We start from the raw sequence: 23,697 nt of genomic DNA, 5'->3' as shown, positions 1-23,697 counted from the left end.
TAGTCGTTGCGCGCTTAACCGAAGAACTTCTGGCCGTTGGCGGCCATTTCGCGAAGCTTGGCGGTCGGGTGGTACAGCGCGCCCAGGTCGGCGTACTTGTCGGCCAGGGCGACGAACTCGGCGACACCGATGGAATCGATGTAGCGCAGCGCACCGCCACGGAAGGGAGGGAAGCCGATGCCGTAGATCAGGCCCATGTCGGCCTCGGCTGCGGTGTCGACGATGCCGTCTTCCAGGCAACGAACGGTTTCCATGCACAGCGGGATCATCATGAAGTTGATGATGTCCTCGTCGGTGACTTCACGCTCTTCGACCACGATCGACTTCAGCAGCTCGTAGGCAGCCGGGTCGGAGACCTTCTTCGGCTTGCCGCGCTTGTCGGTCTCGTAGGCGTAGAAGCCCTTGCCATTCTTCTGGCCCAGGCGGTCGGCTTCGTACATCACGTCGACGGCGGTCTTGCCTTCCACGGCCATGCGGTCCGGGAAGCCTTCAGCCATCACGTCACGGCCGTGGTGACCGGTGTCGATGCCGACCACGTCGGACAGGTAGGCCGGGCCCATGGGCCAGCCGAACTTCTCCATCACCTTGTCGATGCGCACGAAGTCGACACCGAAGCCCAGCAGCTTGGAGAAGCCGCCGAAGTACGGGAACAGCACGCGGTTGACCAGGAAGCCGGGGCAGTCGTTGACCACGATCGGGTTCTTGCCCATCTTCTTGGCGTAGGCAACGGTGGTGGCCACGGCCACTTCGCTGGACTTCTCGCCACGGATGACTTCGACCAGCGGCATCATGTGCACCGGGTTGAAGAAGTGCATGCCGACGAAGTTTTCCGGGCGCTTGAGCGCCTGGGCCAGCAGGCTGATGGAGATGGTCGAGGTGTTGGAAGCCAGGATGGCGTCCTCACGTACGACGCCTTCCACTTCGGCCAGCACGATCTGCTTGACCTTGGGGTTCTCGACCACGGCTTCGACGACGATGTCGACGTTGCCGAAATCACCGTAGGACATGGTCGGACGGATGGCATTGAGCGCCTCGGCCATCTTCGCCGGGGTCATGCGGCCCTTCTCGACGCGCTTGCCGAGCAGCTTGGAGGCCTCGTTCAGGCCCATCTGGATACCCTCTTCACGGATATCCTTCATCAGGATCGGCGTGCCCTTGGAAGCCGACTGGTAGGCGATACCGCCGCCCATGATGCCGGCGCCGAGTACGGCAGCCAGTTTCACGTCACGCGCGATTTCGTCGTGGTGCTTGGCCTTCTTCTTCAGCTCCTGGTCGTTCAGGAACAGACCGATCAGGCTCTCGGCAACCGAGGTCTTGGCCAGTTTGACGAAGCCGGCGGCTTCGACTTCCAGCGCCTTGTCACGGCCGAAGTTGGCGGCTTTCTGGATCGACTTGATCGCCTCGACCGGTGCCGGGTAGTTCGGGCCGGCCTGGCCAGCGACGAAGCCCTTGGCGGTCTCGAAGCACATCATCTGCTCGATGGCGTTGAGCTTGAGCTTTTCCAGCTTGGGCTGACGCTTGGCCTTGTAGTCCAGCTCGCCGGAGATGGCGCGCTTGACCAAGTCCAGCGCGGCGTCCTTGAGCTTGGCAGGGGCGACGACGGCGTCGACGGCGCCAACCTTCAGGGCGTCGGCAGCCTTGTTTTCCTTGCCCGAAGCGATCCACTCGACCGCGTTGTCGGTACCGATCACGCGCGGCAGGCGCACGGTGCCGCCGAAGCCCGGGTAGATGCCCAGTTTGACTTCCGGCAGACCGATCTTGGCGGTCTCGCTCATCACACGGTAGTCACCGGCCAGGCACATCTCGAAACCGCCACCCAGGGCGATGCCGTTGATGGCGACGACGGTCGGCACGGCGAGGTCTTCGAAATCACTGAAGATCTTGTTGGCTTCCAGGTTGCCAGCCACCAGCTCTTCGTCGGGCAGCTTGAAGTTGTCGACGAACTCGGTGATATCGGCGCCGACGATGAATACGTCCTTGCCACTGGTGACAATCACGCCCTTGATCGAACCGTCAGCCTTGATCGCGTCGACGGAGGCGCGCAGCTCGTTGAGGGTAAGACGGTTGAATTTGTTGACGGACTCACCCTTGAGGTCGAAATTCAATTCGACGATGCCGCTCTCAAGAGCCTTAACCGTGATGGCTTTACCTTCGTAAATCATCAACTGATCTCCACGGTATGGAAGCTGAACAGTACACATCGGAGCCAACCGGCAGGCCTGCCCGCGGCACAGCCGTCGAGCATAGCCCCAATCGGTACGACACACCCGCCGACGCGATATTCGGGCTGTGTTGGCGCGCCTGACCAGGCAAACGCTCAATTCATACGCCCGTTTGATTTGGGTGTGCACACCTTCGGGGAAAAGCCCGCGCTTGTCAATTGGCCTCGTTTCGACGTTTTCCCGACGATTTGCGCAAGCCTGGTCACGCGCGGCCTCCAGCGGGTCTCGATAAATAGCGTCAATATCGCGCCATTGCCGGTGTTTTCGCGTTTGTTGCAGGCAAGCCCGAGTCCCTAGCCAAACGCCGACGCTCCGGGTACAGTCGTCTCGCTTTCGGCTGGCACAGCGCCATCCGTGAGCACTACAACAACAAATCGAGCCCCACGATGGGCCACACGGAGTCGCCAATGTCGAGCCGCCGTTCGCTTGCATTCCCCCTGAGCGCCCTGCTCGTTCTGCTGTTCACGTTGCTTTCCTCTCCCTTGCTCAATGCCGCGCCGGCCGATGACCTGCTGCGCCTGCACCAGCTGCGCCTGGCGATGCAGAAGAGCCTGGGCGACTTCTACATGTACAACGGCATGGAAGGCGACCAGCGCTATGCGCGGATGATCGGCGAATCACTGCAGGACGTGCAGTCGCACCTCAGTGCCCTGGGCGACATGCCCGGCGACGCCAGCAAGGCCCTGCGCGCCCAACTGCTGAGCAACTGGCAGAGCTACCACGCCTCGCTCCAGGCATTGATGGAGGCCATGCGCACCAAGGGCTACACCGACCTGCAGCCGGTTGCCGACCTCGCCGACAGCAATCAGCGCCTGATGGCCATCAGTCAGGAGCTGTATCAGAAGATTCAACAGGAAAGCGGCCACAGCGTTCCGCCGCTCACCCAGAAAAGCCGCGAGCAGAGCCTGCTGATGCAGAACATCGCCCTGGACTATGCCTCGCGCAGCGCCTCGGTCGGCGCCAGCTTCTTCGGCGGTGGCGAGGAGCGGGCAATCGATGAGCTGGCGGGTGAGTTCGCCAGCAAGCTGGACAGTCTCAGCAGCGCGCAGCAGAACACACCGGAAATCAGCGCTGCGCTGAACAGCATCGAGACCAAATGGCGTTACATCGAGAAATCGCTGCGCAACTACAACGAAAATACCGTACCTTTCCTGATCAGCAAGTATTCCGACAGCATCATCGAAGGCCTCGAAGGCGTATCGGCGCAGTATGCCGCCAGCCAGCATTGATGCCCCGCATTCCGGCCTGCCTGGCCACCTCCGCCCGGTGCTCGCACTGGGCTTTTTCTTTTCCCTGCCATGATCGGTCGCCCTATCGCATGCAATGGGGCCATACTTGATACAGCGCTATTTGCCTTTCACGAGGAGTTCACCATGCCCTACCAGCATATTCTGGTCGCCGTAGACCTGACCGACGAATGCGACCCCGTGGTGGTTCGCGCACAGAAACTGGCGCAGGCCAGCGGAGCGAAGATGTCCTTGGTGCACATCGTCGAGCCCATGGCCATGGCCTTCGGTGGTGACGTGCCGATGGACCTGTCGATGCTGCAGCAACAGCAGTTCGAACAGGCTCGCGAGCGCCTGGACAGCTTCTCCGGCAAATACCCCGAACTCGCCGCGGACCAGCGCCACCTCGCCTACGGCCAGCCGCGCCAGGAAATCCACCGTCTCGCCGAAGAACAGGGCTGCGACCTGATCGTGGTCGGCAGCCATGGCCGCCACGGCCTGGCACTGCTGCTCGGCTCGACCGCCAACGACGTGCTGCATGGTGCGCCCTGCGACGTGCTCGCGGTGCGCCTGAAGAAGCCGGAAAAACACGCCTGATCCTGTCTCCCGCGCACATCGCTGAGCCGCGGGAGATCACAACTGGCGGCGCTTCGTTGCTCAGTCGAAGGAATCGCCGGCACTCATGACCAGCGGGCGGATCTTCTGCAGCTGAGTCTCCAGCGATACCGTCATGCTCGACGACAGGGAGAAGAAGGTGAGGAAGGCCTTGAGGTTCGAATCACCCTCGCAGGTGTCGTGGATGCGCTGCCAGAACGCCTGATTGACCAGCTTCAGTTGCTGGAACAGGCGCACCAGTCCCTTGAGCTCCCAGTCGGCCAGACGCCCTTCACGCATGTTGAAGTACTGCCGCGTCAGGTAGAGCGACACCGCGCGCAGGATGAACTCCTGGTTGTTGGCGAACGGCAGATGATGCTGCGCCATGGGCCGCAGGCGCCCCAGCAACGGGCAGGCGCTGGTGGCCATGATCACCCCCAGCAGCGCACGCAGCCCCTCCTCCAGGCCCAGGTGCTTGGTGTACTCGCGCTCCGGCGTGCGAACCCAGACACTGGCTTTCTTGAACGCCGGCAGGCCACGGAAATCCTCGATCACCCGATGCAGGTCGACCGCCGCCGGGCAGTTGCTGAACTGCTCGCGGCTGAGCGGGCAGTTGCTGCACTGCTGGTGCCCGAGACGCGTCCAGGCAGGTGCCTGCTGAGCCTCCTCGGGGTCGTACTCCCGGTTCAGCTCGATCCGATAGCTGAACTGATGATTGTCATCCAGGGTGATGCGGTACTCGATAGCCATGCCTGTTCGTTCCTTCGTCAGCCTTCCAGCTCTGCCCAGCGCTCGATCAACCTGTCCAACTCCTTCTGCAGGTCATCGAGACGCGCCAATACGTCCGTGGTGGTCTGCACCGGCTGCTGATAGAAGCCGGGATCCGCAATCCGTTCCTGCAGCGCGGCCATCTCCTGCTCCAGGGCATCGATCTGCCCGGGGATCGCTTCGAGTTCGCGCTGCAGCTTGTAGCTGAGTTTCTTCTTCGCCGGCTCGCTGCTTTCCTGAACCGGTTGTGGCGCCTCTGCCACCGGTGCCTCGACGACCGCGCTGGCCAGCTCGGCCTTGCCCGACTTGCTCTCGCCGACGCCGAGCAGGCGCGGCGAACCACCCTGGCGCAGCCAGTCCTGGTAGCCACCCACGTACTCACGCACCTTGCCCTCGCCCTCGAACACCAGGGTGCTGGTCACGACATTGTCGAGGAAGGCACGATCGTGGCTGACCATCAGCACCGTACCAGGGAAGTTAAGCAGGACTTCTTCGAGCAGTTCCAGAGTTTCTACATCCAGGTCGTTGGTCGGTTCATCGAGCACCAGCAGGTTGGCCGGTTTGCTGAACAGCTTCGCCAGCAACAGTCGTGCCCGTTCCCCCCCGGAGAGCGCCTTCACCGGGGTGCGCGCCCGCTGCGGACTGAACAGGAAGTCGCCCAGGTAGCTCAGCACGTGGCGGTTCTGCCCATCGATGCTGATGAAGTCGCGCCCTTCGGCGACGTTGTCGATCACCGTCTTCTCCGGCTCGAGCTGGTGACGCAATTGGTCGAAATATGCCACTTCCAGCTTGGTGCCCACCTCGATGCCACCACTGCTCGGCTGCAAGTCACCCAGCAGCAGCTTGAGCAAGGTGGTCTTGCCGGTGCCGTTGGCGCCCAGCAGGCCGATGCGATCGCCACGCTGCAGCACCATGGAGAAATCCCTGACCAGGAAGGGTCCGCCGGCATGGGCAAAACTGACGTTCTCCGCCACCATGACCTGCTTGCCGGACTTGTCCGCCGTCTCCAGCTGGATGGTGGCCTTGCCCTGGCGCTCGCGACGTTCGGCGCGCTCGGCACGCATCGCCTTGAGCGCACGCACGCGGCCTTCGTTGCGCGTACGGCGTGCCTTGATGCCCTGGCGAATCCACACCTCCTCCTGGGCCAGGCGCTTGTCGAACAGCCCGTTGGCAGTCTCCTCGGCAGCGAGCTGCTGCTCCTTGTGCACGAGGAAGCTGGCGTAGTCGCCGTTCCAGTCGATCAGCCCGCCACGATCCAGCTCGAGGATGCGCGTGGCCAGGTTCTGCAGGAAGGAGCGGTCGTGGGTGATGAACAGCACGGCGCCGCCGAAGTCCTTCAGCGCTTCTTCGAGCCAGGCGATGGCACCGATATCCAGGTGGTTGGTCGGTTCGTCGAGCAGCAGCAGATCCGGCTCGGAAACCAGCGCCTGCGCCAGCAGCACGCGGCGGCGCCAGCCACCGGACAGCTCGGCGAGAGTCTTGTCGGCAGGCAGCTGCAGGCGGCTCAGGGTGCTGTCGACCAGTTGCTGCAAACGCCAACCGTCCTTGGCTTCCAGCTCCTGCTGGACGTGCATCAGTTGCTCGAGATCGTCATCGCCCGAGATGTGCTGCGCCAGGTGGTGATAACGCGCCAGCAGCTCGCCGACTCCGGCCAGGCCTTCGGCGACCACGTCGAACACCGTGCGCTCGTCGGCACGCGGCAGCTCCTGCGGCAATTCGCCGATCTTCAGCCCGGGCGCCCGCCAGATTTCGCCGTCATCCGGCATCTGGTCGCCCTTGACCAGGCGCAGCATGCTCGACTTGCCGGTACCGTTGCGGCCGATGATGCACACCCGTTCGCCCCGTGCGATCTGCCACGACACCCCGTCGAGCAGGGGCATGGCGCCATAGGCGAGGGATACGTCAGCGAACTTGAGCAGGGTCATGGGCATCTCCAGAAACAGGGGGCGCATTCTACCCGAGATGCAACCGGGCTGTTGCCGTTTCGCGCCGACAGCGGCATCCACCCGGATGGCGCCCGAGCGCCCCGACGCCGCTTTTTTGCCGCATATGTCCGTCCGGCGCTGCGCCATTCACCCTGCCTCGATGAAGCGCTAAGCTAGACGTATGCAACAACACGGACCGTGTTGCCCAATCACCTGCTTGCCCCTGGATATACCATGCGCAGTCGCTTTCTCTCCGTAATTTCCTGCCTGATCCTCACCTCCGCCGGCGTCGCCAGCGCCGAAGCCGCCAGCCTTGCCCAGCAGCGCCAGTACTACGACGAAGCCAAGCGCGCACTGGCCAAGGGCGACAGCGGTCCCTACCGCACCTACCAGACAGCGCTGCGTGACTACCCGCTGACGCCCTATCTGACCTACGACGACCTGACCAGCCGGCTCAAGTCCGCCAGCACTGCCGAGATCGAGAAGTTTCTCGCCGAGCATGGCGACCTGCCGCAAGCCAGCTGGATGAAGCTGCGCTGGTTGCGCATGCTGGCCGAGCGCGGCGACTGGAAACCCTTTCTCGCGCACTACGATCCGGCGATGAACTTCACCGAACTGGACTGCCTCTACGGCCAGTACCAGATGACCCATGGCCAGGTCGCGGAAGGCAATGCCACGGCCGAGAAGCTCTGGCTGGTGGGCAAGTCGCAACCCAATGCCTGCGACCCGCTGTTCGAGCGCTGGACGGCCAACGGCCAGCTCACGGAGAGCCGCCGCTGGCAGCGCACCAAGCTGGCCGTCGAGGCCGGTAACTACGGTTTGGCCAACTACCTGGTCAAGGGGCTGTCCACCCTCGGCACCCACGGCAAGCTGTTGCTCGAGGTGGCGCAGAAACCGCAAACCCTGAAGCAGACCGCACGTTTCGCTCCGGCCGACGAGGCAATGGGCGACGTGGTCGGTCTCGGCCTGCGTCGCCTGGCCCGGCAGAGCCCGGAAGACGCCCTGCCGCTGCTGGACAACTACGCGCAGCGCATGAAGTTCTCCGAACAGGAGAAGGTCGCCATCGCCCGGCAGATCGGCCTGACCCTGGCCAAGCGCTTCGACATGCGCGGGCTGCAGGTGATGGCCAAGTACGACCCGGAACTGCGCGACAACAGCGTCAGCGAGTGGCGCGCACGGCTGCTGCTGCGTAATGGCCGCTGGGATGAGGCCTACCAGCTGACCCAGCGCATGCCGGCCGAGCTGGCCAGCAGCAACCGCTGGCGCTACTGGAACGCCCGCAGCCTGCAACTGGCCCAGCCCAACAGCCAGCAACCGGCCGTGCTGTTCCAGGCGCTGGCCAAGGAGCGTGACTTCTACGGTTTCATGGCCGCCGACCAGGTCAAGGCCCCCTACCAGCTGAACAACCAGCCGCTGCACATCGACCCCAAGGTCATCCAGAAGGTGCGCAACACGGCCGGCATCCGCCGCGCCATGGAGTTCCACGCCCTGGGGCAGATCGTCGACGGCCGGCGCGAGTGGTACCACGTCAGCCGCCTGTTCAGTCGCGATGAACTGGTGGCTCAGGCACGCCTGGCCTACGACATGGAGTGGTACTTCCCCGCCATCCGCACCATCAGCCAGGCCCAGTACTGGGACGACCTGGAGGTGCGCTTCCCCATGGCGCACCGGGATGACCTGGTGCGTGAAGCGCGACGCCGTGACATCCATTCGAGCTGGGTATTCGCCATCACCCGCCAGGAGAGCGCGTTCATGGCCGACGCCCGCTCCCATGCCGGCGCGATGGGCCTGATGCAGCTGATGCCGGCCACCGCCCGGGAAACCGCACGCAAGTTCGGCATTCCGCTGTCCTCGGCGAAGCAGGCGATCAACCCGGAGACCAACATCCAGCTGGGCGCCGCCTACCTGAGCCAGGTGTATGGCCAGTTCAACGGCAACCGCGTGCTCGCCTCGGCGGCCTACAACGCCGGTCCAGGCCGCGTGCGCCAGTGGCTGCGCGGCGCCAATCACCTGAGCTATGACGTCTGGGTGGAGAACATCCCGTTCGACGAGACCCGCCAGTACGTGCAGAACGTGCTGTCCTACTCGGTCATCTACGGCCAGAAGCTCAATGCCCCCCACCCGCTGGTGGCCTGGAACGAGCGCTTCTTCGACGACCAGTGAAACCGCGTGCGCTGCAAGCCATGAGCGCTGAACACAGCGCGGCGGCTTGCAGCCCGAGGCTCATGGCCTGCGGCTTATTCCAGCACCTCGACCGGCATGCCCACCTGCAGCTCGCCTACGCCGCGCGGTAGCAGGTTCTGACCGAAGTACACATCGCCATCGCGCTCACGGTAGGTCTTCAGGGTGGCCAGCGGTTCACGCTGGGCATGGCGCTCGCCGGTCTGCGGATCGACGGTGGTGAGGATGCAGCGCGAACAGCCCTTGGCCACGTCGAACTCCACCTCGCCAATGCGAATGCGCTTCCAGCTGTCTTCCGCGTAGGCCTCGCTGCCAGTGACCACCAGGTTGGGGCGAAAGCGCAGCATCGACAGCGGCTGGCCGACACGCCGCGACAAGTCGTCCAGCGACGCCTGGCCGATCAGCAGCAGCGGGAAACCATCGGCGAAGGCCACCCGGTCCCCTGGCTGCGCATAGGCGGTATCGACCTGGCGGGTACGCTCGTCCGGCACCTGCACCAGGCGACAGGACTTGCCCAGCAGCGCACTGAGCCAGGCCGCCGCTTCGTCGCCGGCATCCGGCACGCGCAGGCTGTCACGCCAGACGGTCACACCGCGCAACGCCTGATCCGGCTCGGGAAGCGCGACGCTCAGATCCTCGACCCCGGCCGCGCTGAGTGTCAGACCGCCACGACCGTCGTACAGGGCGCTCAGCTGGCTCATCTGCGGCAGCAGGCGTTGCGTGATGAAGCGACCGTTGTCGGCATCGACCACCATCCAGCGGCGGTCGCCATTGAGCCCCAGGCCATCGACCGCGCTGCGCTGCAGCGCCTCGCCGCGCCCGGACTTGAGCGGAAAGCGGTACAGCTCCGAAAGACTCGGCATGGGTCAGCTCCCTGTTGGCAAAACGCCGTTATACGAGCTGACGCCGATGCTCACAAGCACTAGGCTGCAGGAAACAGGGTAAACCCGGGTAGCGGGTTGGCGGATGGGCAGCGTCAGCGCCGGGCAGTCGCCCCGCCCGCGCCGCGACGCAAGGACGAAACCTGGCGTGCAGCCCTAGCGGGGCTCGTCGAGCTCCAGGCGCGTGCGGATCACGTCCACCAACTTGTCCGGCTGGAACTTGGAGAGGAAACCGTCGCAGCCGACCTTCTTCACCATGGCCTCGTTGAAACTGCCGGACAGCGAGGTGTGCAAGACCACGTAGAGGTCCTTGAGGCGCGGGTCGCTGCGAATCTCGCTGGTCAGCCGGTAGCCGTCCATTTCCGGCATCTCGGCATCGGTGAAGACCATCAGCAGCTTGTCGGTCATCACCTCACCGCTGTCGGCCCACTTCTTCAGCAGGTTGAAGGCCTTGAGGCCGTCGCTGGCCATGTGCAGGCGAATGCCCAGCTGGGTCAGGGTGTCACGCAGCTGGCTGAGCGCCACGCTGGAGTCGTCGACCAGCAGGACCTCACGCCCACGCGCCTTCTCCAGCAGCGGGTCGGCCAGCTTCTCGGCCGATACCTTGGTGCTCATCGGCACGATCTCGGCCAGCACCTTCTCCACGTCGATCACCTCGACGATCTGCTCGTCGACCTTGGTGATGGCGGTCAGGTAGTGCTGCCGGCCGGCACCGCCAGGGGGCGGCTGGATCGACTCCCAGTTGAGGTTGAGGATGCGGTCGACGCTGCCGACCAGAAATGCCTGCACGGAGCGGTTGTATTCGGTAACGATGATGGTGCTGCGCTCATCCGGCACCAGCGGGCGCATGCCGATGGCCTGAGACAGGTCGATCACCGGCAGGGTCTGGCCACGCAGGTTGACCACGCCACAGACGAAGCGATGGCGCTGGGGCATCAGCGTCAGCTTGGGCATCTGCAGGACTTCCTGCACCTTGAACACGTTGATCGCGAACAGCTGCCGGCCGCCCAGGCGGAACATGAGGATTTCCAGGCGGTTTTCGCCGACCAGTTGCGTGCGTTGATCTACTGAATCAAGAATGCCGGCCATCATGCGCTCCCGTGGTGTTTAGTGAGTCTAGCCTGCCATTAGGGTTATCGGCGAGCGGCCGGCAGACTGTAGCATTGCTGGCGCTCAGCCATCATGCCTCAGCCCTCTTCACCTGACCAGCGACCGAGTAGCGGGGAATGCTCCGGCAGGTGCAGACGCAGGGCAGCAGGCACCGCGTCGAAACGCAGGCGCTCGCTCGTCATCGGCTCGCCATCGAGGTTGAGGTCGAGCCCCTCGCTGGCCTCGACCTCAACCCAGGGCAGGCGGGCGTTGATCGCCACGCTCTGCAGGCCGCGCATGCCGCCCGACAGGAGGGTGCCCAGGGTCGTCACCACATCCTGCGCGGCCGGCACGATGCAGACGTCCAGCAGGCCGTCGTCGACCCTGGCCTGTGGGCACAGCACATGGCCGCCGCCGGCCTGGCGGCCGTTGCCGATGCCCAGCGCGAGAAACTCCCCCTGCCAGTCGAAGTCAGGCCCGTGGAAGCGCCCCGTGGCGGCGCGCACCTCGGAAAAGCGGCTGAGCCCGGTGAGCAGATAGGCAGCGCCGCCCAGCACCTTCTTCAGTTCTTCCGGCGTATTGGCGGTGACGTTGGAGCCGAAGCCGCCCGTGGCCATGTTGAGGAAGGCACGTTCGCCCGCCATACCGACATCCACGCTCACCGGCTCGACCTCAAGCAGCGCCAGCGCGGCGGCGGGGGCCAGGGCGATACCGGCGGCGTGGGCAAAGTCATTGGCGGTGCCCAGTGGCAGCAGCGCCAGGCTCGCCTCGCTCCGCGCCTTGACCAGCGCCTCGACCACATCGCGCAGGGTGCCATCGCCACCGCCGGCGATCAGCGTCCGATAGCCGGCAGCCAGCCCTTCCTCGACCAGTCGTTCGGCGTCACCGCCTTCCCAGGTCAGGCGCACCGCCAGGTCCCAGCCACGCTCGCGCAGGCCGTTCACCGCCGCCCTCACCTCTTCGTTCAGTGCCTGTTTGCCATGCAGGATCAGCCAGGCCTTGCGCTCGCCCATCGCACTCCTCCTTGAAGGGTTCAGCGAAAGCCTAGTGCTTGGCCTTCGCGAAAATAATCGAATGAATCGATGTTAATGCCAAAAATATTGCGCTTTAAAATCGATTAAACCAAATGGATCATGCCGCCATCGACACTGCCCGGGACTCAGCCCTGGCGTGACAGGAGGATTGACCATGATTGACGTACGTCCGTTCGAACAACTCGGTGGCGCCCACCACGGCTGGCTCAATGCCCGCCACCATTTTTCCTTCGCCGAATACTACGATCCACAGCGCATGAGCTGGGGCAACCTGCGTGTCTGGAACGACGACGAGATCGCGCCGCACTCGGGCTTCCCGCCCCATCCGCATCGTGACATGGAGATCATCACCTATGTCCGCGAAGGGGCGATCAGCCACGAGGACAACCTGGGCAACAAGGGCCGTACCGAGGCCGGCGACGTGCAGGTGATGAGCGCCGGCACCGGGATCGCCCACAGCGAGTACAACCTGGAGGATGAGACCACCAAGATCTTCCAGATCTGGATCCAGCCGACCCAGGCGGGCCTGCCGCCGTCCTGGGGCGCCAGGCCGTTTCCCAAGGGGGATCGCTCCGGAGCCTTCGTCACCCTGGCCAGTGGCTACGAGGAAGATGTCGACGCCCTGCGCATCCGCACCGATGCGCGACTGCTAGCCGCCACGATCAAGGCCGGACAGACTGCCGAGTACAGCCTGCAGCCAGGGCGCAAGGCCTATCTGGTCGCGGCCAGCGGCGCCTTCAGCGTCAACGGCGTGGCCGCCAAGGCACGTGACGGGGTGGCCATCGCCGAGGAAACCCAGCTGCGCGTCGAAGCGCAGGAAGACAGCGAGATCGTGCTGGTGGACGTCGCCTGAGGCCATTCAGGGCGACGCACCTCCCGGCTTGCAGCCCTAGGCCGGATAGCCGGTGATCTTGCGGATGCGCTGGTACAGCGGCCTGAGCTGGCGATACATGCGCTGGTAGACCTGCGTGTAGAGCTGCTCGTAGGTGCGCTGCGCCGCCGGGTCGGGCTCGAAGACCTGGCCGACGCGGGTCATCGCGGCGATGGCGGCCGCATAGTCGGCATGCAGGCCAAGGCCCACGGCGCAGTTGATCGCCGCCCCGAGGCCGCTGGTTTCGTACAGATGCGGGCGCTCTGCCGGCAGGCCGAAGATGTCGGCGGTCAGCTGCATCGCCGCATCGCTCTGCGAACCACCGCCGGACACGCGCAGGCGCCGGATCGGCGTGCCGGCACGTTTCTCGATGCGCTCCTTACCCTGGCGCAGGGCATAGGCCAGCCCTTCGAGGATGGCGCGATACAGGTGCGCGCGCGTGTGCACGTCACCGAAGCCGATGATCGAGCCCTTGGCCTCCAGTCCGGGCTCCCGGATGCCGGGGGTCCAGTAGGGTTGCAGCATCAGCCCCATGGAGCCGGGGGGCACGGCGTTGACCAGTTCGTCGAACAGGGCCTCGGGCGCCACGCCCAGGGCCTCGGCGCGCTGCATCTCGCGCAGGCCGAACTCGCGCTTGAACCAGCTGACCATCCAGAAACCGCGATAGATCATCACCTCGGTATTGAAGTGATCCGGCAGCGCTGCCGGGTACGGCGGAATCAGCGCGATGGTCTCCAGATAACGACTGCGGGTGGTGTTGATGGTCGCCGTGGTGCCGTAGGAGAGGCACGCGGTGCTCGCGTCCAGAGCGCCGGAGCCGAGCACCTCGCAGGCCTTGTCGGCGCCAGCGGCGATCAGCGGCAGCCCCTCGGGAATACCGGTGTGACGACTCGCCTGCGCCGAGATGCTGCCCAGGCGCTCGCCCGGCTTGAACAGCTCGGGCAGCTGTTCCCGGCGTACCGCCAGCGCCTGCCATTTCCAGTCCCGCGGCGCAGCCCAGCACAGGCGCTTGTAGTCGAACGGCAGGTAGGCCACGCAACTGCTGGTCGAGTCGACGAAACGGCCACACAGACGATGGGTGAGAAAGCCCGAGAGCAGCAGCACCTTGTGCGTGCGGGCGGCGATCTCCGGTTGCTGCTGGGCGACCCAGTTGACCTCGGCCTGGCCACGGAAGTGATCGACCGCCTCCTCGGCACGGGCCAGTTTGAACAGCCAGCCCCACGGCCCCTTGATGCGCTCCCGGACCTCGGCGCGACGCTGGTCGAGCCAGAGGATCGCCGGGCGCAGCGGCGTGCCCTGCTCATCGACATGAATGACGCTGCCACGCTGCGTGGTCACCGCCACGCCCCTGATCAGGCTGCGGTCGATGTCCGCCTGCTGCCAGAGCAGCCGACAGGCCTCCCCCAGGCTGGCCCAGTAGTACTCCGGGTCCTGCTCGGCCCAGCCCGGCTGGCTGGAGAAGTACGGGTCGAGCTCCACCTTGCCCTTGGCGAGCAGGTTGCCGGCGGTATCGAACAGCAGCGCACGCACGCTCTGGGTGCCGTTGTCGATGCTCAGCAGGTAGCTTGGTTCGCTCAAGGTGTGATCCTTCTTGTCAGGCATGTGGCTGCGTGGCCGGCTGCATACCGGGCGCGGCTTCTTCGTTTGTCCCGGTTCGCGTCCGGGCTGCCAGCGGCGGCCAGGCCGCCACTGGATGATCAGGCTGGCGGCAAGCTGTAGCAGCGTTGCCAGAGCGCCAGGTAGTTCGCTTGTTCCTGCAGCCAGCGCTCGTCGCTCCAGCCCAGGCGTGGCTGGCACAGCGCACGAATGCGCGGCAGCTCGGCACGCCCGCCTTCGGCCAGCAACAGGCCCAAACGGGTACGGCGCAGCAGCAGGTCGTCCAGGTGCAGCACCAGCTCGCCGTCGGCGGCCCAGGCCAGCTCGGCCCACAGGGTGTCGGTGCCGGCGACGCACGCCTCACCCAGGGCTTCGATCCGCCGCAGCACCTCGCCCAGCTGGCGGCCATGGCGACCAGCCAGACGCCGTTGCTGCGCCGGGCTCAGCGACGCCATGGACGGCAACGCTTCAGCGCGGAACACGGCACAACCGCGGTCGTCAACCGTCTTGCCGACGAAGCCGGCGCAAGCGCGCAGCACCTCCAGCGCCAGCAGCCGGAAGGTCGTCAGCTTGCCGCCGGCCAGGGTCACGCACCCCGGCTCGACCCACAGCGCATGCTCGCGCTTCTCGTCCGAGGGCTTCAGGCCGACGGCGCCGTCACTCACCACCGGACGCACGCCGGCCCAGGTCGCCAGCACGTCGGCGCGGCCGACCAGGGCCTGGGGAAACTGCTGGGCACAGGCCGCCAGCAGGTAGTCGACCTCCGCGTTGCTGATGGCCGCGTCGTCATCCAGCGCCCCATCATGATCCAAGTCGGTGGTGCCGATCACCGTCGCCCCCTCCCAGGGGAAGACGAACACCGGCCGACCATCCTCCGCGTGCATGAAACTGAAGGCGTGGGCCACCGGCAGGCGCCAGCCCGGCAGCAGCAGATGGCTGCCGCGCAGCGGGCGGATCCGCCCATTGCCCGGCGTCCGCAGGCGGTCGGCCCAGGCCCCGGTGGCCTGCGCCACGGCACGACTGCGCAGCGGGTAGCGCGCGCCCGTCTGCGTATCCTCGGCGAGCACACCGACGACCTGGTCCGCCTCGCGCAGCAGCTCGACCACGCGCATGCCGTTGAGCGCCTCGCCACCGTCGCTGCGCGCCTCAGCCAGCACACGTTGCACCAGGCGCGCATCGTCGGTCACCGCGTCGAAGAAACGCGTGCCACCCAGCAGGCCATCCTCGCGCAGGCCCGGCGCCAGGTAGCGCAGTTGCTGCAGCGGGTAGAACAGGTGATTGCGCTTGCCGGCCAGGGCGTCATACAGGCTCAGCAAACCGCCGAAGACCCTGGGGCCGGGAAAGCCGCCACGATAGTGCGGCATGACGAAGCTCAGCGGCTGCACCAGCCCCGGCGCCTCGCCCAGCAGGCGCTGACGCTCGCGTACCGAGTCACGGGTCAGCGCCAGTTGCCCCTTGGCGACATAGCGCAACCCGCCGTGGACCATTTTCGACGAGCGACTGGAGGTGCCCCAGGCGAAATCACGCTGCTCCAGCAGCAGGCAACGCCAGCCACGCCGGGCGGCCTCGCGCAGGATGCCGGCGCCGCAGATGCCGCCGCCGATCACCAGCAAATCCCAGTCGCGCGCCGCCAGCTCGGGCAGGGCACGTTCGCGCCAGGCGGCGTTCCAGGCTTCCATGATCAGTCCTGCAGAAGCACGCCGGGAGCCAGGCGCTGTTCAGGATCGAAATGCGCGGACAGCTTGCGCAACGTGGCCATGCCCAGTTCGCCTTTCTCCTCCACCAGGTACGGCGCATGGTCACGCCCGACGCCATGCTGGTGGCTGATGGTGCCGCGGTTCTCGGCGATGGTGCGGCTGGCTGCGGCCTTCAGGCGCTGCCAGCGCGACAGGGCCTCGGTGTAGTCGCTGCCCGGCCGGAACACATAGGTGGTGTAGATGCTGGAGCCCTCGCCATAGACGTGCGACAGGTGGGTGAACACATGCACGCGTTCGCCATCGCCGACCAGCTCTTCGCGCAGGCTGGCTTCGACCTTGTTCAGCAGGTTGTCGACGTTCGACCAGTCGGTGGCGGTTTCCAGGGTGTCGACCAGATAGCCGCCCTCCCACAGACCGTGGCGCAGGTACGGGAAGCGGAAGCGATTCTGCTCCCACTTCTTGCCCAGCAGGGTGCCGGTGAACACCCCGCCGAAGCCCTTCAGCAGGCGCCGCGCCTGTTTCAGCGAGGCGGCGTTCTGCACACGGCTGCCGGTGACGCCGAAGGTCAGCATGCACTTGCCGTCACGGGCGCCGCGCAACGCCAGGTACTTTTCCAGCAGGGCGATCTGCTGCGGATGCCCGGCCAGCGCCAGCTGGGTACGCGACTCGATGGCATTGGACAGGCGCAGCATGGACAGGGGTACGCGCGCCTGGGCCAGTTGGCGCACGGCGCTCAGTGCCTGCTGCCAGTCGGGCAGGAAGACGCTATAGAAGCGCTCCTGCTCGGCCAGGCGGCTGATGCGCACGCGCACTTCGGAAATCACCCCGAAGCGTCCTTCCGAGCCCAGCACCAGCTCGCGCAGGTCGGGGCCGGCGGCCGAGGCCGGGAAGGAGGGAATCTCCAGGGTGCCGGCGAAGGTTTCCAGCTTGCCGCCGGCGAACAGTTGCTCGATGCGCCCATAGCGCAGGGACTGCTGACCGCTGGAGCGACTGGCCACCCAGCCGCCGAGGGTCGACAGCTCCCAGGACTGCGGGAAGTGCCCCAGGGTGTAGCCGCGTGCGCGCAACTGGCTCTCGACCTGCGGGCCATTGGCGCCGGGGCCGAAGGTGGCGATGAGGCTGTCTTCGTCGATGTCGAGCAGACGCGTCATGCGCTCCAGCGACAGGGTCAGCACGGGGCGCTCGCCGGCTTGCGGATTGATGTGCCCGGCCACCGAGGTACCGCCGCCATAGGGAATCAGCGTGACGTCGTGCTGCTGCGCCCAGGCCAGCAGCTCGCGGATCTGCTCGGCGCTTTCCGGGCAGGCAACGCCATCGGGAAACAGGCCGAAATCCCCGGAGCGCATGGCCAGCCAGTCCGACAGGCTCTGCCCACGGGCGTGGCGCACGCGCATCTCGGCGTCCTGGCTGATCGACGGGTGCGGCGCCAGGCGCGACGGCGGCACACTGGCCAGTACCTGTGCCAGGCTGGCATCGGCTAGACGCTGCCCTGGCCCGATCAGCTCGGCGAGAAACGCCTCGCCATGTGCCGGCAGTTCCACTTCGGTCGACTCGTCACCCCATCCGTTCCAGCGTCGCATTGCGTTCCCCATTCCGATCAGCACTGATGGCTGCCTATACTAGCCAGCCGTCGTCCGCCGTCACTGTCGGATTGTGACAGGCGCTGTCGCCAATCAAGACAGGCAGAGCACCCTTTCACCCAGAACAAGAAGAACCCATGGAAAACCTCGGCTACACCTCGGTTCCCGCCCTGCTCAAGTACCTGCGCCAGGCCGAGCACCTTGGCCTGGACATCGATCGCGCGCTGGCGGCGGCCGGCATCGACGCGCGCGACCTGGCCGACAACGGCAAGCGCATGCCCAGCGAGGTGCATGAACGCCTGCTGGAACACCTGATGAGCGTTTCCGCCGACCCGCTGTTCGGCCTGCACGCGGCGCGCTTCGTGCAGCCGGGTTCCTGGAGCGTGCTCGGTTACATCGCCATGAACTGCGCCACCCTGGGCGAAGCCATGAGCCGTATCGTGCCCTACGAGAAACTGGTGGGTGACATGGGCACCAGCCGTATCGAAGCGGCCGAGGACCATGTGCGCCTGATCTGGAGCTGCCGTCATCAGGGCCCCGAGGTGCGGCGACACATGGTGGAGAACGTGCTCGCCTCCTGGCTGCTGTACGCACGCTGGATCGCCGACTCCGAGCACTCGCCACGCGAGGTGTGGTTCGAGCACGCGCAACCGGCCGGCACCACGCTCGACGACTACCAGCAGCTGTTCGGCTGCCCGGTGCTGTTCGAGCAGCCATGCAATGCGCTGCTGGTGCCGCTGGACTACCTGGGCGTCGCGTTGCGCCAGGCCGACGCCAACCTGCTGCGCACGCTGGAAGAGCACGCGCTGACCCTGATGGCCGGCCTGGACGATGACGAGCCGCTACCGCGACGGGTGAAGAATGCCCTGCGCCTGCTGCTAAAGGATGGTCTGCCACGCAAGGAACGGGTGGCCGAGAAGTTCGACATGACGGTGCGCACCCTGCAGCGCCATCTGCAGCAGGCCGGCACCAGCTACCAGCAGATACTCGACGAGCTGCGTCAGGAGCTGGCCGAGCACTACCTGCTGCGCAGTGACCTGGCGATCCAGGACATTGCCTGCTACCTGGGTTTCACCGAGTCACGCTCCTTCCACCGCAGTTTCAAGAGCTGGACCGGGCAGACGCCGGGGGAGTTTCGCGAGAACCGGCGCCGTGACAACCCGCTCGCCTAGGCGGACGCACGCGGCGTGCGCCACTGCCGCGCCAGCCAGTAATCCAGACTGAACCAGCGCCCCGCCCCACTGAAGAACAGCGCGACCAGCATCACCAGGTAGGTGACGGCGAACTCGATGCCATTGTTCAGCACCACGAACTTGCCGCTGCTCGTCAGCCAGTCATAGTTGCCGTGTTCGCGCAGGATGGCGCGTGCCCGTTCCAGCTTCTGCGCAGCCGCCAGCACGCGTTCGTTGGCGAAGGGCGCGGACGGGTCGGCGATCGCCTGCCAGCCGTAGGGCCAGTGCACCGCACAGATCGCCACCAGCATGGTGACGATCAGCGGAATGCTGATCCAGCGCACCGCCAGGCCGAACAGCAGCAGAATGGCGCCACCGGCCTCGCTCAGCGCCGCGGCCCAGGCCAGCAGCTCGGGGAATGGCAGGCCAAGCCCCCAGTCCGGGTTGCCGAACCAGGCCGCCGTGGCGCCGATATCGGCCAGTTTCTGCGTACCGGCCATCCAGAACACCGGCACCAGGTACAGGCGCAGCAGCAGCGGGCCGAGGAAATCCAGGCGCCGGGAATACTCCAGCGCATCCTGGAAACGATTGAGCAAAGCGATCATGACGGTCAGTCCTCGGTATAGGGAAACCAGATGTCGCGCGCCTGCCAGTCTTCCAGCAGCGCACGGGCGTTAGCGAAATAGCTGCGGTCGGCGGCCAAGCCTGCAGCCGTGGCCAGGGCCAGCTGCGCCTGCAGCGGTGATTCGCCGGCCTGCAGGCGCAGCGCCAGCTGGTAGGCGAAGGGCGTCAGCTGCATGAAGCGCACCTGATCCCTGCCATCCCGCCAGACCAGCAGGCAGGTCGGCTCGCCAGGCGGCAGCGCAGGGCGATGTTCAGCACCGATGCGCTGGACCGGCCACACATAGGCCAGCGGCCAGGCCAGCGGCGACCAGCCGCGTTGCGGCAGCTGCGCCTCGCTGACATCCAGCGCCAGCTCCACCCATTCGTAGTGCGCCAGCTCCAGCATGAACGGCGGGTCGTCAGGCTCAGGGCGGTAGCCCTGCTGCAACCAGGCGATGAACTCCTGACTGATTTCCAGGAAATAGGGGGTAGCGGCACGGTGCTCGGCGAGAAAGCCGCGCACCAGGCGTTGCCAGCGCTCGGCACCGAGCACACCGCGCAGCACCGGAAAGGCACCGCTCACCAGGCTGGCGACATTGTTGAAGAACAGCTCCTCGTAGATCGCCATGCGCTCGGCAGCGATCCCCGGCAACAGCCCGTGCGCATCAGGCTGACGGATGCGCGCGGCGAAATCGCGCTGCAGCTCGATCCCCTTCATGTGCCATACCTGCCGAGAGGTGCCGCGGCCTGCTGCAACGCACGGATATGCGCCAGCTCGGCATAGAGTTCGGCCAGCGGCGGGAAGTTGAAGTCACGCTCCAGCAGCGTCGGTCGCACGCCATGCCGCGCGTAGGTGGCACGCAGCAGGGCCCAGACCGGGTCGATCACCGCGGCTCCGTGGGTATCGATCTTCAGGTCGTCGGCCTGGTCGTAGTGACCGGCCACATGCAGGTAGGCGATGCGCTCGCTGGGCATCGCCGCGATGTAGGCATCGGCATCGAAGCCGAAATTCAGGCTGTTGACGTAGACGTTGTTGACGTCCAGCAGCAGCTGGCAGTCGGCCCGCTCCAGCACCGCGCAGACGAACTCTGCTTCCTCCAGCTCACCCGGCAGGCGTGCATAGGCCGAGACGTTCTCGATGATCAGTGGCCGTTCCAGTACGTCCTGGACGATGCGCACGCGCTCGGCGATGCGCAGCACCGACTCCTCGGAGAACGGCAGCGGCATCAGGTCGTAGAGCTGGCCCTCGTCGGCACAGGCCGACAGGTGCTCGCTGTAGGCCAGCACGCCGTGCGCATCGAGAAAACCCTTGATGGCGTGCAGCAGGTCCAGGTCCAGCGGTGCGAAGCCACCCAGGTTGAGGGAAAGACCATGGCACAACAGCGGCCGGCGCTCGCTCAGGGCCCGCAACTGCTTGCCCAGGCGCCCGCCGACGCCGATCCAGTTCTCCGGCGCGACCTCCAGGAAGTCGGCGCCGCTGGCGGCATCGGCGCTCAGCTCGGCCAGCAGGCCGCGGCGCAGGCCAAGCCCGGCGCCGCTGAGAGGTGCGAGTTGCATGATCCGTCCCTCGCCCTTACTCGCTCTTCTCGCCGCCGCACTTGCCTTCGCCGCATTTGCCTTCGGCGTCAGCCTTCTTCTCGGCACCGCACTTGCCCTCGCCGCACTTGCCGTCCTGATCGGCCTTCATCTCGCCACCGCACTTGCCTTCGCCACAGGAACCTTCCTGGGCCTTCTCGGCAGCTGCCAGGCTGTAGCCGCTGGCCAGTTCCTGCGCGGCGAACGGGTTGCTCGCAGCATGCGCGGTGAACGCCACGGAAGTCAGCAGTGCAGCGCCCAGGGTGGCAGTCAGGGTATTGAGTTGTTTCATGGTGCATCTCCATCGATTCGATTGACGGGGCCGGATTGGCGCCCTCGCAGCAATGGACGAGGCACAGGTGCGGACGTTACAGCGGAGGGTGAAAACTTTTCCCTGGCCGGGAGGCAATGCGCATTGAGCAGGTGCGCGACTGTCGGTTACCGGCTATTCAGGAGGTCGCGGCTGAAGCCCCTCCCACAGCGGCGACGCGGGGGATGGAATGGCGGTGAACGGGAGAAAAGAAAAACCCGGATCACTCCGGGTTCGCTTCAATCGTCGTCGCGGCGCGTCTGCGCCAGACGCTCGGACAGAGCCTCGAGTTCGGGCAGCTCGCCCTCTGGCATCTGTCGGATCACCGCCTGGGTCAACTTCATCTGCCGGATGAAACGCCGGCAGTTACCGCACATGGCCAGGTGCGCGCGCACCGCGATACGCTGGCGCAGGGTCAGTTGGCCGTCGAGAAAATCGCTTGAGTGAGCGACCAGTTCCTTGCAGGTCAGCATTGGCCTGTCTCCTCGAAATGTTCCAGAGTGGCGAAGACTTTCAGGCGTGCTCGATGCAGCAGCACACGCGCATTGGAGAGCGAGATGTCGAGAAGATTACAGATCGCCTCCAACTCCAGCCCCTGCCGCTCGCGCAATATCAGGACGCTGCTCTGCAATTCCGACAGGCTGGTCAGCGTATGCTCCAGGCACTCGCGCAGCTCGTCCTCGGTCAGCAACGCCTCGGGGCTGTCCTGATGCCAGGCGTGGGGCGCCAGCAGCCAGTGGCCATCGTCGGCGAAGCGCTCCTCGCCGATGGTGCCGTGGGGCGCTGGCAGGTCGTCGAGCAGCACCTCGCGACGATTCTGCTTGAGACGGGTCTTGGCGGTATTGGCGGTGATGGTCAACAGCCAGGTCTTCAGGCTGGCACGCCCCTCGAAGCCGCTGAGACTGCGCACCACCGCGAGCCACGCGTCCTGCACCACCTCATCGGCGTGGCGGCTGCCGACGATGGCGTAGGCCACCGCCCGCATCGCGCCCTGATAGCGAGCGACCAGCTCGCGATAAGCCTTCTGCTCACCGGCGAGCAGACGATCCAGCAGTTCGGAATCGGACATAGAACTCCCTAGGATGAAGCCTGAGCGCACGCATGAACGCCCCGCGCGCGTCAGGCATTCTCAAAGAGAGTTCAACGCTTGCGCAAAATTACACTGCCGATCGAATAACCGGCACCGAAGGAGCTTAGAACACCCAGGCTGCCTGCGGGCAGATCGTCCTGGTTCTTGTGCAGGGCGATCACCGAACCGGCCGAACTGGTGTTGGCGTAGGTGTCGAGAATCACCGGCGCCTCATGCGGCTCGGCATCACGGCCCAGCAGCTTGCGAGCGATCAGCAGGTTCATGTTGAGGTTGGCCTGGTGCAGCCAGAAGCGCTTGACGTCGCTGACGTTGAGCTGGTTTTCCGCCAGGTGTGCGGCGATCAGCTCGGCGACCATCGGGCAGACGTCCTTGAACACCTTGCGGCCTTCCTGCACGAACAGCTTGTCGCGAGTGCCCACGCCCTCCTCCGCCGCACGGTTGAGGAAACCGAAGTTGTTGCGGATGTTGTTGGAGAACTGGGTCAGCAGCTTGGTGCCGACCACGTCGAACTGATGCTTGGAGGTGGCCTGGTCGGCACGCTCGATGATCACCGCCGTGGCGGCATCACCGAAGATGAAGTGGCTGTCCCGGTCACGGAAGTTCAGGTGGCCGGTGCAGATTTCCGGGTTGACCATGAGAATGGCGCGGGCCTGGCCGGTCTGGATCGCGGTGGTCGCGGCCTGGATGCCGAAGGTGGCCGACGAGCAGGCCACGTTCATGTCATACCCCCAGCCCTCGATGCCCAGGGCCGCCTGCACTTCGATGGCCACCGCCGGGTAGGCGCGCTGCAGGTTCGAACAGGCGACGATCACCCCGTCGATGTCGGCGACGGTCTTGCCGGCACGCTCCAGCGCCTGCTTGGCAGCGCCCACGGCCATCTCGCAGAGGATGCCCCATTGCTCGTTGGAGCGCTCGGGGATGCGCGGCACCATGCGCTGCGGGTCGAGGATGCCGTCCTTGTCGATGACGAAGCGGCTCTTGATGCCCGACGCCTTCTCGATGAAACCACTGCTGGACTCGCTCAGCGCCTCGACCTCGCCACGGGCGATGGCCTCGGCGTTGTCAGCGTTGAACTGCTGCACGTAGGCATTGAAGGATGCCACCAGTTCGTCGTTGGAAATGCTGTTGGCCGGGGTATAGAGGCCGGTACCACTGATCACGACGTTATGCACGGTCATTCCTCTTCTTGGCCGCCAAGGACGGCCTCAGGCAGTAGGACTGCGACGATTGCGCAGACCAAAAAAACGGGGGATAAGGGCCAAGCTCTGGCGATGGTTGGCTCC

Annotated in this window: 21 protein-coding genes; 5 read left to right on the top strand and 16 right to left on the bottom strand. The window is 65.6% G+C overall.

Annotated elements, in window-relative coordinates; all coding sequences use genetic code 11:
* Positions 1-14 precede the first annotated feature (14 nt).
* Positions 15-2,162 (bottom strand): fatty acid oxidation complex subunit alpha FadB, encoded by a 2,148-nt coding sequence (gene fadB, locus JLK41_RS08155; protein ID WP_037048661.1) that lies wholly within the window; start codon positions 2,160-2,162, stop codon positions 15-17.
* 467 nt (positions 2,163-2,629) lie between these two features.
* On the opposite strand from fadB, the gene JLK41_RS08150 reads away from it, so the two are divergent.
* The gene (locus JLK41_RS08150) at positions 2,630-3,451 is read left to right on the top strand and encodes a hypothetical protein (protein WP_150608862.1); all 822 of its coding nucleotides are present in this window, start codon (positions 2,630-2,632) and stop codon (positions 3,449-3,451) included.
* A gap of 144 nt (positions 3,452-3,595) precedes the next feature.
* Positions 3,596-4,045, top strand: a complete 450-nt coding sequence (locus JLK41_RS08145) for a universal stress protein (protein WP_037048672.1) — start codon at positions 3,596-3,598, stop codon at positions 4,043-4,045.
* A 60-nt stretch (positions 4,046-4,105) separates the two neighbouring features.
* Here JLK41_RS08145 and JLK41_RS08140 read toward each other — a convergent pair whose 3' ends face one another.
* On the bottom strand, positions 4,106-4,792 hold the full coding sequence (locus JLK41_RS08140; protein WP_037048674.1) for a DUF6901 family protein: 687 nt from the start codon (positions 4,790-4,792) through the stop codon (positions 4,106-4,108).
* Between the two features lie 17 nt (positions 4,793-4,809).
* A complete protein-coding gene (locus JLK41_RS08135; RefSeq protein ID WP_210390744.1) occupies positions 4,810-6,735 on the bottom strand; it encodes an ATP-binding cassette domain-containing protein in 1,926 nt (641 codons plus the stop codon).
* A gap of 234 nt (positions 6,736-6,969) precedes the next feature.
* On the opposite strand from JLK41_RS08135, the gene JLK41_RS08130 reads away from it, so the two are divergent.
* Positions 6,970-8,898, top strand: coding sequence for a transglycosylase SLT domain-containing protein (locus JLK41_RS08130; protein WP_210390743.1), 1,929 nt, complete (start codon positions 6,970-6,972; stop codon positions 8,896-8,898).
* Between the two features lie 74 nt (positions 8,899-8,972).
* Here JLK41_RS08130 and JLK41_RS08125 read toward each other — a convergent pair whose 3' ends face one another.
* From JLK41_RS08125 to yegS, 3 genes are all read right to left on the bottom strand, one after another.
* Positions 8,973-9,779, bottom strand: a complete 807-nt coding sequence (locus JLK41_RS08125; protein WP_210390742.1) for an MOSC domain-containing protein — start codon at positions 9,777-9,779, stop codon at positions 8,973-8,975.
* 174 nt (positions 9,780-9,953) lie between these two features.
* Complete coding sequence (locus tag JLK41_RS08120; protein ID WP_037048692.1) at positions 9,954-10,886, bottom strand: chemotaxis protein CheV; 933 nt, start codon at positions 10,884-10,886, stop codon at positions 9,954-9,956.
* 98 nt (positions 10,887-10,984) lie between these two features.
* The gene (gene yegS, locus JLK41_RS08115) at positions 10,985-11,899 is read right to left on the bottom strand and encodes a lipid kinase YegS (RefSeq protein ID WP_210390741.1); all 915 of its coding nucleotides are present in this window, start codon (positions 11,897-11,899) and stop codon (positions 10,985-10,987) included.
* Between the two features lie 175 nt (positions 11,900-12,074).
* On the opposite strand from yegS, the gene JLK41_RS08110 reads away from it, so the two are divergent.
* Positions 12,075-12,773 carry a pirin family protein gene (locus JLK41_RS08110; protein ID WP_210390740.1) on the top strand — a complete coding sequence of 233 codons (699 nt, stop codon included), beginning with the start codon at positions 12,075-12,077 and terminating at the stop codon, positions 12,771-12,773.
* 36 nt (positions 12,774-12,809) lie between these two features.
* Here the strand turns inward: JLK41_RS08110 and JLK41_RS08105 are convergent, their stop codons facing one another.
* The 3 genes from JLK41_RS08105 to JLK41_RS08095 form a co-directional block, all read right to left on the bottom strand.
* A complete protein-coding gene (locus JLK41_RS08105; protein WP_394346194.1) occupies positions 12,810-14,393 on the bottom strand; it encodes an FGGY-family carbohydrate kinase in 1,584 nt (527 codons plus the stop codon).
* 95 nt (positions 14,394-14,488) lie between these two features.
* Complete coding sequence (locus tag JLK41_RS08100; RefSeq protein ID WP_210390739.1) at positions 14,489-16,066, bottom strand: glycerol-3-phosphate dehydrogenase/oxidase; 1,578 nt, start codon at positions 16,064-16,066, stop codon at positions 14,489-14,491.
* A gap of 2 nt (positions 16,067-16,068) precedes the next feature.
* Positions 16,069-17,664 carry an FAD-binding oxidoreductase gene (locus JLK41_RS08095; protein ID WP_210390738.1) on the bottom strand — a complete coding sequence of 532 codons (1,596 nt, stop codon included), beginning with the start codon at positions 17,662-17,664 and terminating at the stop codon, positions 16,069-16,071.
* 137 nt (positions 17,665-17,801) lie between these two features.
* Here JLK41_RS08095 and gliR point away from each other — a divergent pair, with 137 nt between their 5' ends.
* Positions 17,802-18,836: an AraC family transcriptional regulator GliR gene (gliR, locus tag JLK41_RS08090; protein ID WP_152488308.1), complete on the top strand. Its 1,035-nt coding sequence runs from the start codon at positions 17,802-17,804 to the stop codon at positions 18,834-18,836.
* Here gliR and JLK41_RS08085 read toward each other — a convergent pair.
* The 7 genes from JLK41_RS08085 to JLK41_RS08055 all read right to left on the bottom strand — a co-directional run bounded on the left by JLK41_RS08085 (position 18,833) and on the right by JLK41_RS08055 (position 23,586).
* Positions 18,833-19,441 carry an HvfX family Cu-binding RiPP maturation protein gene (locus JLK41_RS08085; protein WP_037048706.1) on the bottom strand — a complete coding sequence of 203 codons (609 nt, stop codon included), beginning with the start codon at positions 19,439-19,441 and terminating at the stop codon, positions 18,833-18,835. The two genes, gliR and JLK41_RS08085, sit on opposite strands and share 4 nt — an antisense overlap.
* 5 nt (positions 19,442-19,446) lie before the next feature.
* Positions 19,447-20,157, bottom strand: coding sequence for an HvfC family RiPP maturation protein (locus tag JLK41_RS08080; RefSeq protein ID WP_210390737.1), 711 nt, complete (start codon positions 20,155-20,157; stop codon positions 19,447-19,449).
* Complete coding sequence (locus JLK41_RS08075; RefSeq protein WP_134676254.1) at positions 20,154-20,996, bottom strand: HvfB family MNIO-type RiPP peptide maturase; 843 nt, start codon at positions 20,994-20,996, stop codon at positions 20,154-20,156. Before JLK41_RS08075 ends, JLK41_RS08080 begins: the two co-directional genes overlap by 4 nt.
* 16 nt (positions 20,997-21,012) lie before the next feature.
* Positions 21,013-21,306, bottom strand: coding sequence for an HvfA family oxazolone/thioamide-modified RiPP metallophore (locus tag JLK41_RS08070; protein ID WP_210390736.1), 294 nt, complete (start codon positions 21,304-21,306; stop codon positions 21,013-21,015).
* Between the two features lie 257 nt (positions 21,307-21,563).
* Entirely contained in the window at positions 21,564-21,797 is a 234-nt protein-coding gene (locus tag JLK41_RS08065) for an anti-sigma factor family protein (RefSeq protein ID WP_037048717.1), read from the bottom strand.
* On the bottom strand, positions 21,791-22,393 hold the full coding sequence (locus JLK41_RS08060; RefSeq protein ID WP_037048720.1) for an RNA polymerase sigma factor: 603 nt from the start codon (positions 22,391-22,393) through the stop codon (positions 21,791-21,793). Before JLK41_RS08060 ends, JLK41_RS08065 begins: the two co-directional genes overlap by 7 nt.
* Before the next feature lie 71 nt (positions 22,394-22,464).
* Complete coding sequence (locus JLK41_RS08055) at positions 22,465-23,586, bottom strand: beta-ketoacyl-ACP synthase III (protein ID WP_037049126.1); 1,122 nt, start codon at positions 23,584-23,586, stop codon at positions 22,465-22,467.
* Between the last annotated feature and the right edge of the window lie 111 nt (positions 23,587-23,697).

It is taken from the genome of Ectopseudomonas khazarica (assembly GCF_017915135.1).
Taxonomy (GTDB): Bacteria; Pseudomonadota; Gammaproteobacteria; order Pseudomonadales; family Pseudomonadaceae; genus Aquipseudomonas; species Aquipseudomonas khazarica.
The sequence above is the reverse complement of the archived record's forward strand: the minus strand, read 5'-3'. Positions and strand labels throughout refer to the sequence as shown.

Bases quoted from the DNA above. Each gene is read 5' to 3' on its own strand.
- JLK41_RS08110 (WP_210390740.1), top strand. From the start codon at position 12,075: ATGATTGACGTACGTCCGTTCGAACAACTCGGTGGCGCCCACCACGGC.
- JLK41_RS08120 (WP_037048692.1), bottom strand. From the start codon at position 10,886: ATGGCCGGCATTCTTGATTCAGTAGATCAACGCACGCAACTGGTCGGC.
- JLK41_RS08075 (WP_134676254.1), bottom strand. From the start codon at position 20,996: ATGCAACTCGCACCTCTCAGCGGCGCCGGGCTTGGCCTGCGCCGCGGC.
- JLK41_RS08085 (WP_037048706.1), bottom strand. From the start codon at position 19,441: ATGATCGCTTTGCTCAATCGTTTCCAGGATGCGCTGGAGTATTCCCGG.
- JLK41_RS08150 (WP_150608862.1), top strand. From the start codon at position 2,630: ATGTCGAGCCGCCGTTCGCTTGCATTCCCCCTGAGCGCCCTGCTCGTT.
- JLK41_RS08125 (WP_210390742.1), bottom strand. From the start codon at position 9,779: ATGCCGAGTCTTTCGGAGCTGTACCGCTTTCCGCTCAAGTCCGGGCGC.
- JLK41_RS08135 (WP_210390744.1), bottom strand. From the start codon at position 6,735: ATGACCCTGCTCAAGTTCGCTGACGTATCCCTCGCCTATGGCGCCATG.
- yegS (WP_210390741.1), bottom strand. From the start codon at position 11,899: ATGGGCGAGCGCAAGGCCTGGCTGATCCTGCATGGCAAACAGGCACTG.
- JLK41_RS08070 (WP_210390736.1), bottom strand. From the start codon at position 21,306: ATGAAACAACTCAATACCCTGACTGCCACCCTGGGCGCTGCACTGCTG.
- JLK41_RS08060 (WP_037048720.1), bottom strand. From the start codon at position 22,393: ATGTCCGATTCCGAACTGCTGGATCGTCTGCTCGCCGGTGAGCAGAAG.
- JLK41_RS08080 (WP_210390737.1), bottom strand. From the start codon at position 20,157: ATGAAGGGGATCGAGCTGCAGCGCGATTTCGCCGCGCGCATCCGTCAG.
- fadB (WP_037048661.1), bottom strand. From the start codon at position 2,162: ATGATTTACGAAGGTAAAGCCATCACGGTTAAGGCTCTTGAGAGCGGC.
- JLK41_RS08145 (WP_037048672.1), top strand. From the start codon at position 3,596: ATGCCCTACCAGCATATTCTGGTCGCCGTAGACCTGACCGACGAATGC.
- JLK41_RS08100 (WP_210390739.1), bottom strand. From the start codon at position 16,066: ATGGAAGCCTGGAACGCCGCCTGGCGCGAACGTGCCCTGCCCGAGCTG.
- JLK41_RS08130 (WP_210390743.1), top strand. From the start codon at position 6,970: ATGCGCAGTCGCTTTCTCTCCGTAATTTCCTGCCTGATCCTCACCTCC.
- gliR (WP_152488308.1), top strand. From the start codon at position 17,802: ATGGAAAACCTCGGCTACACCTCGGTTCCCGCCCTGCTCAAGTACCTG.
- JLK41_RS08095 (WP_210390738.1), bottom strand. From the start codon at position 17,664: ATGCGACGCTGGAACGGATGGGGTGACGAGTCGACCGAAGTGGAACTG.
- JLK41_RS08140 (WP_037048674.1), bottom strand. From the start codon at position 4,792: ATGGCTATCGAGTACCGCATCACCCTGGATGACAATCATCAGTTCAGC.
- JLK41_RS08105 (WP_394346194.1), bottom strand. From the start codon at position 14,393: ATGCCTGACAAGAAGGATCACACCTTGAGCGAACCAAGCTACCTGCTG.
- JLK41_RS08065 (WP_037048717.1), bottom strand. From the start codon at position 21,797: ATGCTGACCTGCAAGGAACTGGTCGCTCACTCAAGCGATTTTCTCGAC.